The sequence below is a fragment of the Bradyrhizobium sp. AUGA SZCCT0283 genome (assembly GCF_018130385.1).
Lineage (GTDB): Bacteria > Pseudomonadota > Alphaproteobacteria > Rhizobiales > Xanthobacteraceae > Bradyrhizobium.
The window spans coordinates 246,983-260,851 of sequence record NZ_JAFCLU010000008.1 but is presented as its reverse complement, the minus strand read 5'-3'; the positions used below and the strand labels follow the sequence as shown (position 1 = coordinate 260,851).

Here is a 13,869-nt window from a genome sequence, read left to right as displayed (position 1 = left end):
AACGCAGGGACGACCTGAAGTTACTTGGCCGGGCCAACCATCACATCGAGCGCGCCGTTCACGATCGCCTCCAATTCCCTGCGCGGCGTCTGCGCCCGGGCGCGGATGGCGATGGTGTGGATGGTGGCGGAGGCGAGTTGGGCCAGGACGACCGGATCGGCGCTTTCGGGCAATTCGCCCTTCTCCTTGGCGCGCCGGAAACAGGCGGCAAAAGCCTTGTCGAGTTCGGTGAAGCCTTCCAGCACCATGGTGCGGATATCGGGATCGTGTACCGCCTCGGAGGCCGCGGTCATCACCGTAAAGCAGCCGCGCGGACCGGATTCGCCGGACAGATAGATATCGAGCGCCACCGCATAGATCCGCTCCAGCCTTCGGCGGATCGGCAACTCGCCGCGGAAGATGTCGCCCATGGCCGCCCGCGCGTCCTCGCGATAGCGCCGGTAACTCTTGATGAATAGCTCGCGCTTGTCGCCGAACGCCCCGTAGAGGCTCGGCCGGTTCATGCCGGTGGCGGCGGAGAGATCGTCGAGCGAGGTCGCCGCGAAGCCATCCTTGCGGAACAGGTCGAGCGCCTTGCCGAGTGCGACGTCCGGCTGATAGGCGCGCGGCCGGCCGCGGCGCTTGGGCGCCACGGGATCGTCGATCTTCGTCACAGGCGGCTTTTTACTTTTTTGTACCATTTCGCAATAAATTCCTTGACCAGATTTATATTATGCGGAACAGTATAAAAATCAATCCCGCCCGCCTTACGCGCCGGCCCGATTGATCAACTGCCAAGGAGGCAAACCATGGATCTCTATTTTTCGCCGCTGGCCTGCTCGCTGGCGACCCGGATCGCGCTGTATGAAGCCGGCGCCGAGGCCAACTATCTCGAAGTCGATCCCAAGACCAAGGTGGTGCAGAACGACGGCTCGGATTTTCGCGCCGTCAACCCGCTCGGGCTGGTGCCGACGCTGCGCACCGACGACGGCACGGTGCTGACGGAGAACGCGGCGATCCTGCAATATGTCGCCGACCGTTTTCCGAAAGCCGGCATCTCGGCGGTATCGGCTGAGGAGCGCAGCCGCCTGCATCAATGGCTCTGCTTCATCGGTACCGAACTGCACAAGGCGCTGTTCGTGCCGCTACTCGACAAGACGGCGCCGCAGGAGGCGAAGACCTATGCACTGGGCAAGAACCTGTCGCGGCTCGACTATCTCGAAAACTACCTGAAGGGCCGTGAATTCCTGCTCGACCATTTCAGCGTCGCCGACGCCTATCTCGTCACCATCATCAACTGGACGATGGCGACGCCGCCGATCGAACTGGCGAAATGGCCAAACGTGAAAGCCTATTACGAGCGGCTGCGCACCCGCCCCAGCATCGCGAAAGCGGTCGCCGAGGAGTTCGAGATGTACAAGGCCGAACTCGCTCGGCACAAGGCGGCGGCGTAAGGCGTTCGTCTCTCAACGCGTCGTCCCCGCCTAGTGCGCAATTGCGCACGGGGCGCGGGGACGACGTCGTTGTAGCAGCCGTCAATCCGCCGGCGCCAGCAACCGCGCCGTCAGATCGCTCAGCGCCCGCCGAAAGATTCCGGCGTCGTTGCGCGCCCGTGCCAGCACCAGCGCGCCTTGAATGGTCAACAGCGCATCTTCCGCGCGCCGCTGAGCTTGACTCTTGCTCAATCCGGATCGCCGCAGAAGCTGCGCCAGCGCGGCCTGCCAGCGCGCAAAATAACCATCGACGGCTTCGGTAAAAGTGTCGCGCGCAGAACCGAGCGCCACCAGTCCGACCAGACAGATGCGATCGCCGGAATGAAAATACTGGTCGACGCCCGCGATCATCGCAGCGATCGCGCGCGCGGCATCGTCGGCCTCGCGCAACGGTGCATAAATGTTGAGTTCGAACCAGCCGCCGATGTCGGCGAGCACCTCGGCGGCCATCTGCTCCTTGCCGCCGGGGAAGAGGTGATAGAGGCTGCCCTTGCCGAGCCCGGTGGCCTCCGTGATCAGCGTCAGCGAAGCGCCCTCATAGCCATGCGCGCGAAACACCTCGCCAAGCGCCCGCAATACTTCCCTGCGCTCGACGCCCTTTTTCAGCATCGCGTCACAGCGGGTTCTCGCTTAAGCCCGCGACATCGGCCGGGCGCGGCCCTGGAGCCGGCCAGTGGAAGCGGCGCTCGCTCTGCTTGATGGCGACATCGTTGATGCTGGCCTCGCGCCGCCGCATCAGGCCGTGCTCGTCGAACTCCCACTGCTCATTGCCGTAGGAGCGATGCCACTGCCCGGCATCGTCGTGCCACTCATACTGGAAGCGCACGGCAATGCGGTTCTGATCGAACGCCCAGAGGTCCTTGATCAGGCGGTAGTCGTGCTCCTTCGCCCATTTGCGGGTGAGGAATTCGACGATCGCCTCGCGCCCCTGGAGGAATTCGGAGCGGTTACGCCAGCGGCTGTCCTCGGTATAGGCCAGCGACACCCGCACCGGATCGCGCGAATTCCAGGCATCTTCCGCCATGCGCGCCTTCTGGGCGGCGGTTTCGCGGGTGAAGGGCGGCAGCGGCGGACGCGACATGACATTTCTCCGAATGGGCGATCCCGGGATATTGTACCGATCGGTACAGAGAGTCAATCCGGAAAGATCAATCCGAAGCCAGATCGGCCTTCATCAACTGCCGCAGCGATTTCGGGATCGGCTTCGCCCGGCCCTCGCTGATGAAGGCAACGCGCACCTCGGCCTTGACCAGCACCTCATCGCCACGCCGCACCTCCTGCGCCAGCGTGATGGAGGCGCCCTTCACGGCGACCGGCCACGTCACGACGTCGAGCACATCGTCCATCCGCGCCGGCCGGAAAAAATCGAGCTCCATCGAGCGCACCACGAAGGCGAAGCCCGGCGTCTCCTCCAGCGCCTGTTCGAACAGCGCGTGCTGCGACGCGCCCATCAGCCGCAGATGGTTGGTGCGGCCGCGCTCCATGAAGCGCAGGTAGTTGGCGTGATAGACGATACCCGAAAAATCGGTATCCTCGTAGTAGACGCGGACCTGCATGTGATGGCGGCCGTCGCGGATCTCTCCGTCGAGGGGGGACATGAATGCCTATTCCCCCATTTCGGTCGCGAGCGAAAGCGATCTTGCTACCGCAAGCAAGCGCTTGTCCCGCGTCCAGATCAGGGTCTCAGCCGTCAGCGCGGCAGCAGCAAGCAGATGCGCATCGACATACCCGATGCCGGATCCCGGCAACTTTCGATCAGAGATAAATTTGAGGACCTCATCGAAACTGGCTACGGCTGTCTTCGGAAGGGTGTTCAAGTCGCTCATCAATTCGTCGGTGCCGAGAGCGCGCCCAAGCAACAATTCGCCAACTACAAAAGGGTGCATGGCGACTTCGCCGCGATCGAGCAATTGCGCCAAACGCAAATCGCCGCGGCGAAAATGATCTATCCAGATTGACGTATCGGCCAACACCATCATTTAGAGCGACGGCGCGGCGGCGCCTTGGCGTCCGGTTGCGTCCCCCCCATACGGGCAAGCCGGCGCGCGGCTTCGCGTTCGACAAACGCCTTCAATGCCTCCCGTATCACCGCGGATTTCTCGGTGACACCGGCAAACTCCTGCGCCTTGGCAAACAACTCGTCGTCAATTGCAATCGTGGTTCTCATGGGGAGCGGCTCCTGTGCATCAAGAATAGCATCATTTGATGCAGATTCCTATGCCGGAGATTCGAGAGCTACGCCACCGCCGGCCGCGGCGCGCCCAGCGTTACCAGCACGATTTCCGGCGGCACCCCGAGCCGGAACGGCATGATGCTGCAGCCGAGGCCGCCGGAGACCACGATGTCGCAGTTCATGCGGATATGGCCATAGGCGAGTTGCTGACCGGATGGCGAAACCGGCGACCAGCCCAGCATGCGCACCTGGCCGCCATGGGTATGGCCGGAGAGCTGCAGCGCGACGCGCGAGGGGACACGCCTCGCTATGTCGGGCTCATGCGCCATCAGAACCACCGGCGCGTTATCGGTGACTTTCGCCAGCGTCGCGCCGAGATCGTCGACGCCGATGCGCTTGAGCGGCCTGAAGCGGCGCGCCGGCATATAGGCGAGCTGGTCGCCGAGACCGGCCAGCCAGAACGAATGGCCATTCTTAAAGAGCTTATTCGCATCGTTCTCGTAAACCGGGATACCGGCGGCCTCCAGCGCGCGGCCTGCGGACGGCAATCCCCGCCCTTCCCGCTGCACGGTCTTGTCTTCCCACCAATCGTGATTGCCAAGCACCGCGTGCACGCCGAGCGGCGCCTTCAGGCCGGCGAGCACGGCCGCCCATTCGGCATCGGGAATGAAGCGCGTCACCTTGCGATGTCCGGCCACATAGTCGCCGAGCATGACGACGATGTCAGGCTTGAGCGCATTGGTGCGTTCGACGATCGCCTGGACATGATCGAGCGACATCCAGGGATCGCAGGCATGGAGATCGGCGATCGCGGCGATCCTGAGCTTGAGACCTGCCGGCCATTGCGGCGGTGAAATGTCGTACCGCGCGACGCGTAGCCGGACGACCGGCGCAGAGAAGCCGTAAGCGGTGGTCGAGACGCCCAGCGCACCCAGTCCACCCACGGCTTGCAGAAAATGACGGCGTGTTAACATGTGATCCATTCGTGATGCATCGCAAACATGGTGGCGGATTGAGCCTGAATTGCGGTGCGTTTGTGCAGATCGTCAGCAGAGCTCCAGCAGCTTCTCACCAGCGGTTCTGCCCCACCAGGGCATCCAGCCGCGCCTTTAGCTCGTCGGGTGCGCGGTAATACCAGACGCCGCCGAGCAGATCGTGGAAACGCTTGTCCGCGGCCGCTTCGCGCTCGATGCGGTCGATGGTCTCCATGCTGATGACGTCTTCGAGCGGACCGGCAGCAAGCAGCGACAGCATCACCGGGTTGGTCTCGATCTTAAGGATCTCGACGATGAGGTCTATTGCCTTATCGGGGTACTCCTCCCGCAGCTCGCGCTCGTAATCCATCATCGCGAAGAAATTGTCATCGCGGTCGCGATCGGATTTCGAATATTGCTCGACCCAGGCGCGCGCCAGCTCCGCCACCGGCATGGCGTCGCACTCAAGCGGACGCTTCGGCGTCCGCCGCGCGAGATCGTCGGCGCGCCAGCCCTTGCTGTCGGCAATCGCTTCGATGCGCCGCTTAAACGGCTCCTCGGGTCCGAAGTAAATCCCGCCCAGCAGCCAGCGCAGCCCCGCGTTCTGTTTCGCCTCGGATTCGATGCGGTCGATCACGGCCGCGCCATGCGCATAGAGCAGCGAGAGCATGAACTTGTCGTTGAGCTGCATCACGGTCGGCTTGTCGGACTCGGAGTGCAACACTTCCAGCGCAAGGTCGAGCGCGCGGTCCGGCCGCTTGTGCGGCAGATGATCGAAATAGAGGAACGCCGACCAGGCGGCACCCGTCTTGTCGCGCCGGCTCAGGCGCTGCAGCGCGCCCCACATCGAGGCAAGCTCGGCGATCGGCATGGCGTCGAGGAACGTTTCGGTGTCGTCGGGTGTCGCCAGTTCCGGCGCCGCCGCAATGAGCGCCAGCATATCAGCGTCTTCGGTCGAACCCATCGTTGTTGCACTCCACGGCAAGCAGACCCGGCGCGGAAGCGCGCCTGGCATTTTGTCCTTAGTGCATCGCCGCAATGATCGGGTTCGAAGCGATCAATCGTCGCTGTCGCCGTTGCCGAACAGGCCGAACTGCGCGGGATCGCGCGCGGGCTCGGCGAGGCCGAGATGGCGGAAGGCGTGCGAGGTCAGAAGCCGGCCGCGCGGGGTGCGCTGCAGATAGCCGCACTGGATCAGGAACGGCTCGATGATGTCCTCGATGGCGTCGCGCGGCTCCGACAGCGCCGCCGCCATGGTCTCGACACCGACCGGGCCGCCGCCGTAGTTCAGCGCGATCGTCGTGAGATAGCGCCGGTCCATGGCGTCGAGGCCGGCGGCATCGACCTCCAGCGCGCTCAGCGCGTGGTCGGCGATGGCGCGGTCGACGGAACTCGCATCCGCGGCCGAGGCAAAGTCGCGCACGCGGCGGAGCAGCCGTCCAGCAATCCGCGGCGTGCCGCGGGCGCGGCGCGCGATCTCGTTGGCGCCATCGGGCGTCATGCCGATGTTGAGCACGCGGGCGCCGCGGGTGACGATCTTCTCCAGCTCTTCCTCGGTGTAGAAATTCAAGCGAATCGGAATGCCAAAACGGTCGCGCAGCGGATTGGTCAAGAGGCCGGCGCGCGTGGTGGCGCCGACGAGCGTGAACTTTGCCAGATCGATCTTGACCGAGCGCGCCGCCGGTCCTTCGCCGATGATCAGGTCGAGCTGGAAATCCTCCATCGCAGGGTACAGCACCTCCTCGACCGCCGGGCTGAGGCGGTGGATTTCGTCGATGAACAAAACATCTCGCTCTTCCAGATTGGTCAGCAGCGCCGCGAGATCGCCGGCTTTTGCAATGACGGGACCTGACGTGGCGCGGAAACCGACGCCGAGCTCGCGCGCCACGATCTGCGCCAGCGTGGTCTTGCCGAGGCCGGGAGGACCGACAAACAGCACATGGTCCAGCGCCTCGTTCCGCTTGCGCGCGGCCTCGATGAAGATCGAGAGATTCTTGCGCGCCTGCGCCTGCCCGACAAACTCCGACAGCAATTGCGGGCGCAGCGCGGTGTCGCCGACATCGTCGGAACGGCGCTCGGGCGTGACGATGCGGGAGGGCGGGTTCACTCGCTGCCCCGCTTGTACTTGTTGGGCAGGAGTTCGCCGATGGTCACGACTTTCGGCGCACGGCCGTTGTCGGGGACGATGACCCGCGCGTTGGCGTCATAGTCGTGGATCAGCTCGCGACAGATGCCGCAGGGCGAGACCACCGCGATCTTGCCGGGCTCACCGGGCTTGGGGTGACGCACGGCGACGATGGTTTCAATGCCGTGGTCGCCGTTTTCGGTGATGGCACGGCCGATGGCGATCGCTTCGGCGCAGACCGCGATCCGGCCGATATAGGCGTCGATATTCACGCCGGTGACAATACGGCCGTCACGGGTGCGCATGGCGGCGCCGACCTCCTGCCAGTCGTCGCGATAGCGCCGGCTGATGGCTTCGGTGGCGACGGCGATCAGTTCCTCGTCCTTGTTGCTCAGCATGGCAGAGAATGCGTTCCTTCGTCAGTCGGTGGCCGGCGACGGCAGTCTATTTCGACAATTCCTTCAGGCCTAGCCGGATCAGCTGCGCGGTCTCCGCCTTCTCACCCGCGCTGCGCGAGGCGGCGGCGATGGCCGCCGCCGCCTGCGGCTGGCCGTAGCCGAGATTGACCAGCGCGGAGATCGCATCCGTCACCGGGCGCGGTGCGCGGTGATCGTCGATCGCGCCGGCAAGATGCACCACCGCGGGATCGACGTTGGCGAAGGCGGGCGCCTTGTCCTTCAACTCGCTGACGATGCGCTCGGCGACTTTCGGGCCGACGCCGGGCGTGCGCGATACCGCGGCCTTGTCGCGCAGCGCGATGGCGTTGGCGAGTTCGGCCGGCGGCAGCGTCGAGAGCACGGCGAGTGCGACCTTGGCGCCGACGCCCTGCACGGTCTGCAGCAGACGAAACCATTCGCGCTCGGTATCGGTGCGGAAACCGAACAGTTTTATCTGGTCCTCGCGTACGTAAGTCTCGATCGAGAGCACGGCGGCGTCGCCGGGCGATGGCAGCGCCTGCAGCGTGCGCGACGAGCAATGCACCTGATAGCCGACGCCGCCGACGTCGAGGATTACGTAGTCCTCGCCGTAGGAATCGATCAGGCCTTTGAGTTTACCGATCATAGGTTCGCCACCTTCAGCCGCAGCGCCGCGCCCTGGCGTTGATGGGCGTGCGTGATGGCAATCGCCAGCGCGTCGGCGGCGTCGGCGGATTTCGGCTCGGCCTTCGGCAGCAATATCTTCAGCATGACAGCGATCTGGTTCTTGTCGGCGTGGCCGGCGCCGACCACGGTCTTCTTCACCTGGTTGGGCGCATATTCCGCGACCGATATGCCGAACATCGCGGGCGCCAGCATGGCGACGCCGCGGGCCTGGCCGAGTTTCAGCGTGGCGACGCCGTCCTTGTTGACAAATGTCTGCTCCACCGCGGCTTCCGCCGGCCTGAAATCGCCGAGAACGGCGGCCAGGCCCTCATGGATCGCCAAGAGGCGGCTGGCCAGCGGCAGACCGTCCGGCGGCTCGACCGAACCGCAGCCGATGAAGACGAGCCGGTTGCCCTCGGTCTCGATCACGCCCCAGCCGGTGCGGCGCAGGCCGGGGTCGATGCCGATGATCCGGACGGGTTGGCGAATCGGTGGGGGTGTCATGGCGTAGTGATAACGCCAGAAGGAGGCAATCGAAATAGCAACCGGGCCGCCATCAACCGTGAAGCCGCCGCTCGGCTGGCGCAACACGGCGCTCATCCGGGGGTGCAAATTGGTGCGGTTTCGGCCCGAAACGCGCAGCCTTCAGCCGGGTCGACGCCCGCCTGCCTCTCTCGAAACCGATAGCGCAACCGCAAGCTCTAAACTAGAACATCTCCGGCCAGCCGGTTCGCCGGAGCCGAGTGAACGGAGCACCACCTTGAACAAAGAATTGACCAATCGCAGCGCGACCGAAACCCAACTTGGCGAAGAGCTGAAGGCCTTGACCGGCGAGTGCCTGAACCGCTTCACCGGCGAATGGAACAATCATCTGGCCGTGACGCTCAAACGGCAGACGCTCTCGCGGTTGCTCTATTGGGACCAGCTCTATCGGCAAATCCTCGAGAAGCCCGGCGTGATCTGCGAGTTCGGCGTCCAGTGGGGAGCTTCGCTGGCGCAATTGATCAATCTCCGGGGCATCTACGAACCCTAAAATATCAGCCGGCTGATCTACGGCTTCGATACCTTTTCAGGCTTCGCATCCGTCGACGCGAAGGACGGCGGGTTCAGCGAAAAGGGCGATTACGCGACCAGCACCGGATACGAAACGGTGCTCGAAAAACTGCTCGACATCCACGAGGCCTTCTGCCCGGTATCGCACAAGAAGAAATTCCAGCTCATCAAGGGCGACGCCTCTGTCACCGTCAAACAATGGCTCTCCGACAATCCTTCGGCGATCATCGGCATGGCGATCTTCGACATGGACGTCTACAAGCCGACCAAGGATGTGCTGGAAGCGATCCTTCCGCGATTGGCCAAGGGTTCTCTGCTGGTATTCGACGAACTCAACTGCCCGCATTTTCCCGGCGAAACGCGCGCGGTGGATGAAGTCCTGAAGATCAACAATCTCCGCCTCAGGCATTTTCCGCACCAGCCCTACTGCGCCTGGGCCGTGTACGGGGAGTAGTTGCGTCCCCGCCCGTCAGGCCCCCGGGCTGGTCGCGACAACCCGGTGCGTCAGTCTATGCCGGCGCGCAATGACGGCGCGGTCTTCGCCAGGCGGTTCTGGTAGACGTAGGAGTACATCACGACGAACATCACGATGTCCCGGTTGTAGACATCGGGCGGAAACCGCTCCCATTGTCCCTCAAAGCCGGAGTAGAGATTCTCGAACAGGATGTCGCCATTCAAGACCTGCGACATCAGCGAGGAACCGACCGTTATTCGCTTGTTCGGCAGCCCGTTCTTGTGGGCGCCGATGTGAACGTCGCCGCCGAACACGACCGTGCCGGTCGTGTTGACGTCGGGCACGACAATCTCAAGCGACTTTCCGACAATGGTCTCGAAGAATTTTGCATCGTCCTGAATCTTGCGACCGACGAACTTGTTCAGATTGTCGAGGAAGTAAAGGAACCTCTCCTGGTCGAAGGCGGCCTTCGGTGCCGGCGGCTTGTAGGTGTCGCACTGGTCGATGATCCCATACGCATCATAATAGCGCACGGTGGCGTCCTTGAGTTGCTTGTCGCTGTAATCCGCGTGCGAAATGAACGCCTTCGCGATCTCGCCATCCGAGAGATCGAGCACATCGCCGGGATAGAAGTCCCTCACATTCACCCTGTCCAGCAATTCCCGGGATTTGGCATCGTCGAGCAGTTCATCGCGGATGAACTTGGCCGTCGGGACGAGACCAAGGTCCAGGTAAGACGGGAATTCCTTGACGAAGATCGACGCAAAGCCGGCATAGGAATAGAAGGTATCGAGCCCCAGGGCATCGGCATTCTTCATGCCCTGAACCACCATTCCCTTCACCTTGGACCGCAGGATCGTGAGCTTCTGCCGGTCGTCGAAGCAGGTGTAGCTGAGCGGATGGCCGGAGGCGCTGTTGGTCTGACTGAAGAACGCAATGTTCCGGTTCGCATATTTCGCGCGGTCGTTGGCGATGCTGGATAGCGCCTCGGGCGCGAACTCGAACCAGTTGTCGTTGCAGTGAATGATGAAGCCGCTGCCAGTGTCGATGGTATAGGTGGCGTCATCGAGCGACCGCGTCGGATCGACGTAGCTTTTCACGGCAAAGCCATTCTCCAGCACCGTCCCCCGATCGCTGTCGGCGGTCTTGAGATTGCCAAAGCCCAGCTTCTTCAGCCGGTTCAAGACCGACGGCGCGTTGAAACTCGCGGTGACGATCTCGATGTCCTTGTCGAAAATGCGCAGCATGTCGTCGTCGCAATGATCGTCGTGGCCATGCGAGATCAGGATGCTGAGCTTGTTGCCGAGTGCGGCGAGATAGGTCGGGTGGACATATTGCTGGAAGGTCGGCAGCCAGCTGCCGAAGCCGACACGCAGATGCCACGGGTCCGTCAGCAGATAGCGGTCTCCTTTCTTGATCAGGAGGCTCGCATGGTTCACGAACATCAGGCTGGTTTTTTGCTGTGATTGCTGCGGCGTGTCGCGTGCCTGCTCAGTCATCTCGGTCCTCGCTTCTGCTTTGTGGATGGCTGGCAACGGCCGGCTTCATCCGCCCATCTTTGCGACCAGCGCGTCGGAAATCTCGAAATTGGCATAGACGTTCTGGACGTCGTCGTGCTCGTTCAAGAGGTCCATCAGCTTCAACAGCTTCTCGCCGGTCTCGTCGTCGACCGCGACCGTGTTTTGCGGCTTCCAGGTCAGCGCCGCCTTGCGGGCTTCGCCGAATTTCGCCTCCAGCGCCTTCGCAACCTCGCGAAAGGTTTCCTGCGAGGCGTAGATCTCGTGGCCGCTTTCGCTTGATACCACGTCGTCGGCGCCGGCCTCGATCGCGGCATCCAGCATCGCGTCGTCGGAGGCTGTGCTTGCGTCATATTCGATGATGCCGGTGCGGTCGAACATGAAGGCGACCGAGCCGGTTTCGCCGAGATTGCCGCCGGACTTGGCGAAGAAGGAGCGGATGTCGGAGGCGGCGCGGTTGCGGTTGTCCGTCAGCGCCTCGACGATCACGGCGACGCCGCCGGGGCCGTAGCCCTCATAGCGGATTTCGTCGTAGCTCTCGCTGTCGCCGCCGGTCGCCTTCTTAATGGCGCGCTCGATATTGTCCTTCGGCATGTTTTCCTGGCGCGCCGCGATCACGGCCGCGCGCAGCCGCGGGTTCATGGCCGGGTCCGGGGTGCCGAGCTTGGCCGCCACCGTGATTTCCCGCGCCAGCTTGCCAAACAATTTCGACCTCTGGGCATCCTGCTTGCCCTTGCGGTGCATGATGTTCTTGAATTGGGAATGGCCGGCCATGCAGAGGTCTCTTGGATTCGTCCGGAGGGGATGTGGGTGAAAGCGCGGCCTTATAGGCCGACAATCGGGCAAAATCAAAGATTTGCGGCCGATTCGGCTACTAAAGTAGCGACCGCCTGCCGGAATATCAGGCAGTTGTTAACCATGACTTCATGCTCGGATGAGAGGATTTAGTACCCATCCTCAACTTTTAAGAGACGTCATGGCGTTCGGTTTGTTCAAAAAGCAGGTGCCGGCAGCGGCTGCGCCGGCCGCTGAAGCCAAGGTTCCGCAGGCCCCGGCCGCGGCTGCGGCCGCCAGCACCGAGGGCGATTCGGCCAGGGCCATCCTTGAACTGCTGGAACTCGAACTTGGCACGATGATCCGCCAGCTCGAGCGGGCGGCCAATTCGGTCGCCGGCGGCGCCGAGGCGACGGCTGCGACGCTTTCCACCATTCGCCAGCGCACCGACGCCCTGACGAGCCGCACCAGCGCCGCACAGGGCACCGCGACGACCTTTTCGCACGCCGCCGACAAGTTCACCCAGTCGGCGCAGGGAATCGGTTCCCAGGTGCGCGACGCCGGCAAGCTCGCCGACCAGGCCAGCGACGCCGCCCGCGAAGCCAGCGCCAATGTGGACCGGCTGAGGGAATCCTCGGCGGCGATCGGCAATGTCGTCAACCTGATCGCGCAGATCGCGCGGCAGACCACGCTCTTGGCGCTCAATTCCACCATCGAGGCCGCACGCGCCGGCGAGGCCGGACGCGGTTTCGCCGTGGTCGCCACCGAGGTGAAGGCGCTCGCGGTGCAGACCCAGAACGCGACTGAAGAGATCACCAAGAAGATCGAGGCGCTGCAGCGCGACGCCGCGGGCTCGGTAGATGCCGTGCATCGCATCTCGCAGGCGATCGAAGCGATCCGCCCGGTGTTCGAGAACGTTAACGGCGCGGTTGCCGAGCAGAGCGCGACGACCGGCGAAATGGCCGACAATGCGGCTTCCGCGTCGAGCTTCATCGGCTCGGTCGGCGACAGCGCCACCGAGATCGACCACGCGACCAAGGAAGCCGAGGCCCATGGCGAAAGCGTCGCCAGGGCCGGACGGGCGGTCACGACATTTGCGCAGAAGCTCAAGTCGCGTTGCGCCGTGCTGCTGAGACAGGGAGAGAAAGAAGGCGACCGCCAGGACCGCCGCAAGGACCAAAGGCTGCCTTGCAGCCTCAAGATCGAAATTGCCGCCCCGCGCGGGGTGATATCGGCGCCGGTCTACGAAATTTCCATGGGGGGCATTCTGGTCAGCGGGGCAGACGCGGAAGCGCTGGTGCAGGGCCAGAGCTTCAACGCGACGCTGGAGGATATCGGCGCCTGCCGGATTCGCATCGTCCAGCGGTCGAAGGCCGGCACGCACGCGCATTTCGAAAGGCCGGATGCGGCGCTGATCGAGAAGATCGAAGACAAGCTGTGGTCGATCCAGGACGACAACACCGAGGCGGTCACCCGCGCGATGGAAGCCGGCGCGGCGCTGAAGAAGATTTTCGAGAACGGCATCGACAGCGGCGCCATCTCGATCGAAGACATGTTCGATACCAATTATGTCGAGATACCGGGCAGCAACCCGGTGCAGTACCGCACCAAAATCCTGGACTGGGCCGACCGCGCTTTGCCGCCGTTCCAGGAAGCGTTCCTGGCCAAGGACAAGCGGATGGCTTTCTGCGCCATGACCGACACCAACGGCTACCTGCCGGTGCACAACAAGATCTATTCGCACCCGCAGCGGCCGGGCGACGTCACCTGGAACACTGCCAACAGCCGCAACCGCCGCATCTTCAACGATGCGGCAGGCCTTGCCGCCGGGCGCAACCAGCGCGCCTATCTGATCCAGAGCTACGCCCGCGACATGGGCAACGGTAACACGGTGATGATGCGCGAGATCGATGTGCCGATCCGCGTCAAAGGCCGCCACTGGGGCGGCTTCCGCACGGCCTACCGGCTCTAGTGCGCTCTCAGGCAAGACTCCAAGGCGCGAATCGCGTTCTAAGCTTGGAATTGGAATGCGATCGCCGCGGTAGGCCGATCATCGGCTCTGACTGGAGAAAGCTCGAACATGTCCTTTGTGCAGCTTGCAGTCCTGGACACTCAATCCAACCAGACACTGGCCGAACGACTCATTGACCAGCTTGCCAACCGCATCGGCGGGCTCGGCGTGGAGCCAGGCCACGCAATTAGCTGCGAGCTTGTCATCCCGGGTTGCCACGACATTGCTTGATCT

Annotated in this window: 19 protein-coding genes; 5 read left to right on the top strand and 14 right to left on the bottom strand. The window is 63.3% G+C overall.

The annotated features are described in order from the left end of the window. Positions 1–20: 20 nt before the first annotated feature. Entirely contained in the window at positions 21–680 is a 660-nt protein-coding gene (locus JQ624_RS14315) for a TetR/AcrR family transcriptional regulator (RefSeq protein ID WP_212419521.1), read from the bottom strand. Positions 681–788: 108 nt separating this feature from the next. Here JQ624_RS14315 and JQ624_RS14310 point away from each other — a divergent pair, with 108 nt between their 5' ends. Further along, entirely contained in the window at positions 789–1,433 is a 645-nt protein-coding gene (locus tag JQ624_RS14310; protein ID WP_212419520.1) for a glutathione binding-like protein, read from the top strand. An 81-nt stretch (positions 1,434–1,514) separates the two neighbouring features. On the opposite strand, the gene JQ624_RS14305 is transcribed toward JQ624_RS14310, so the two are convergent. The 11 genes from JQ624_RS14305 to ruvC form a co-directional block, all read right to left on the bottom strand. Continuing rightward, on the bottom strand, positions 1,515–2,081 hold the full coding sequence (locus JQ624_RS14305; protein ID WP_212419519.1) for a TetR/AcrR family transcriptional regulator: 567 nt from the start codon (positions 2,079–2,081) through the stop codon (positions 1,515–1,517). Positions 2,082–2,085: 4 nt separating this feature from the next. Further along, positions 2,086–2,553, bottom strand: coding sequence for a nuclear transport factor 2 family protein (locus JQ624_RS14300; RefSeq protein WP_212419518.1), 468 nt, complete (start codon positions 2,551–2,553; stop codon positions 2,086–2,088). 67 nt (positions 2,554–2,620) lie between these two features. Then, on the bottom strand, positions 2,621–3,070 hold the full coding sequence (gene ybgC / locus JQ624_RS14295; RefSeq protein ID WP_212419517.1) for a tol-pal system-associated acyl-CoA thioesterase: 450 nt from the start codon (positions 3,068–3,070) through the stop codon (positions 2,621–2,623). Positions 3,071–3,076: 6 nt separating this feature from the next. Beyond that, positions 3,077–3,451 carry a type II toxin-antitoxin system VapC family toxin gene (locus JQ624_RS14290; RefSeq protein WP_249129787.1) on the bottom strand — a complete coding sequence of 125 codons (375 nt, stop codon included), beginning with the start codon at positions 3,449–3,451 and terminating at the stop codon, positions 3,077–3,079. Continuing rightward, on the bottom strand, positions 3,448–3,639 hold the full coding sequence (locus JQ624_RS14285; RefSeq protein WP_212419516.1) for a type II toxin-antitoxin system VapB family antitoxin: 192 nt from the start codon (positions 3,637–3,639) through the stop codon (positions 3,448–3,450). The genes JQ624_RS14290 and JQ624_RS14285 overlap by 4 nt, the downstream gene beginning before the upstream one ends. 68 nt (positions 3,640–3,707) lie before the next feature. Next, a complete protein-coding gene (locus tag JQ624_RS14280; RefSeq protein ID WP_212419515.1) occupies positions 3,708–4,619 on the bottom strand; it encodes a metallophosphoesterase in 912 nt (303 codons plus the stop codon). Between the two features lie 94 nt (positions 4,620–4,713). Next, on the bottom strand, positions 4,714–5,583 hold the full coding sequence (locus tag JQ624_RS14275) for a DUF6869 domain-containing protein (protein WP_212419514.1): 870 nt from the start codon (positions 5,581–5,583) through the stop codon (positions 4,714–4,716). Between the two features lie 93 nt (positions 5,584–5,676). Beyond that, a complete protein-coding gene (gene ruvB, locus JQ624_RS14270; RefSeq protein WP_212419513.1) occupies positions 5,677–6,726 on the bottom strand; it encodes a Holliday junction branch migration DNA helicase RuvB in 1,050 nt (349 codons plus the stop codon). Then, positions 6,723–7,142: a cytidine deaminase gene (locus JQ624_RS14265; RefSeq protein WP_212419512.1), complete on the bottom strand. Its 420-nt coding sequence runs from the start codon at positions 7,140–7,142 to the stop codon at positions 6,723–6,725. Before JQ624_RS14265 ends, ruvB begins: the two co-directional genes overlap by 4 nt. Before the next feature lie 46 nt (positions 7,143–7,188). Further along, positions 7,189–7,806: a Holliday junction branch migration protein RuvA gene (gene ruvA, locus JQ624_RS14260; protein WP_212419511.1), complete on the bottom strand. Its 618-nt coding sequence runs from the start codon at positions 7,804–7,806 to the stop codon at positions 7,189–7,191. Continuing rightward, positions 7,803–8,330 (bottom strand): crossover junction endodeoxyribonuclease RuvC, encoded by a 528-nt coding sequence (ruvC, locus tag JQ624_RS14255; protein WP_212419560.1) that lies wholly within the window; start codon positions 8,328–8,330, stop codon positions 7,803–7,805. Before ruvC ends, ruvA begins: the two co-directional genes overlap by 4 nt. Positions 8,331–8,586: 256 nt before the next feature. Here ruvC and JQ624_RS14250 point away from each other — a divergent pair, with 256 nt between their 5' ends. Together JQ624_RS14250 and JQ624_RS14245 are read left to right on the top strand one after the other, a co-directional pair. Continuing rightward, positions 8,587–8,859, top strand: coding sequence for a hypothetical protein (locus JQ624_RS14250; RefSeq protein WP_212419510.1), 273 nt, complete (start codon positions 8,587–8,589; stop codon positions 8,857–8,859). Positions 8,860–8,976: 117 nt separating this feature from the next. Next, positions 8,977–9,333 (top strand): hypothetical protein, encoded by a 357-nt coding sequence (locus JQ624_RS14245; protein ID WP_212419509.1) that lies wholly within the window; start codon positions 8,977–8,979, stop codon positions 9,331–9,333. 50 nt (positions 9,334–9,383) lie between these two features. On the opposite strand, the gene JQ624_RS14240 is transcribed toward JQ624_RS14245, so the two are convergent. Further along, complete coding sequence (locus JQ624_RS14240) at positions 9,384–10,832, bottom strand: MBL fold metallo-hydrolase (protein ID WP_212419508.1); 1,449 nt, start codon at positions 10,830–10,832, stop codon at positions 9,384–9,386. A gap of 45 nt (positions 10,833–10,877) precedes the next feature. After that, positions 10,878–11,624: a YebC/PmpR family DNA-binding transcriptional regulator gene (locus JQ624_RS14235; protein ID WP_212419507.1), complete on the bottom strand. Its 747-nt coding sequence runs from the start codon at positions 11,622–11,624 to the stop codon at positions 10,878–10,880. A gap of 202 nt (positions 11,625–11,826) precedes the next feature. On the opposite strand from JQ624_RS14235, the gene JQ624_RS14230 reads away from it, so the two are divergent. Beyond that, positions 11,827–13,596 carry a methyl-accepting chemotaxis protein gene (locus tag JQ624_RS14230; RefSeq protein WP_212419506.1) on the top strand — a complete coding sequence of 590 codons (1,770 nt, stop codon included), beginning with the start codon at positions 11,827–11,829 and terminating at the stop codon, positions 13,594–13,596. Positions 13,597–13,704: 108 nt separating this feature from the next. Then, positions 13,705–13,866 (top strand): hypothetical protein, encoded by a 162-nt coding sequence (locus tag JQ624_RS14225; RefSeq protein WP_212419564.1) that lies wholly within the window; start codon positions 13,705–13,707, stop codon positions 13,864–13,866. The last annotated feature ends 3 nt before the right edge of the window (positions 13,867–13,869 follow it).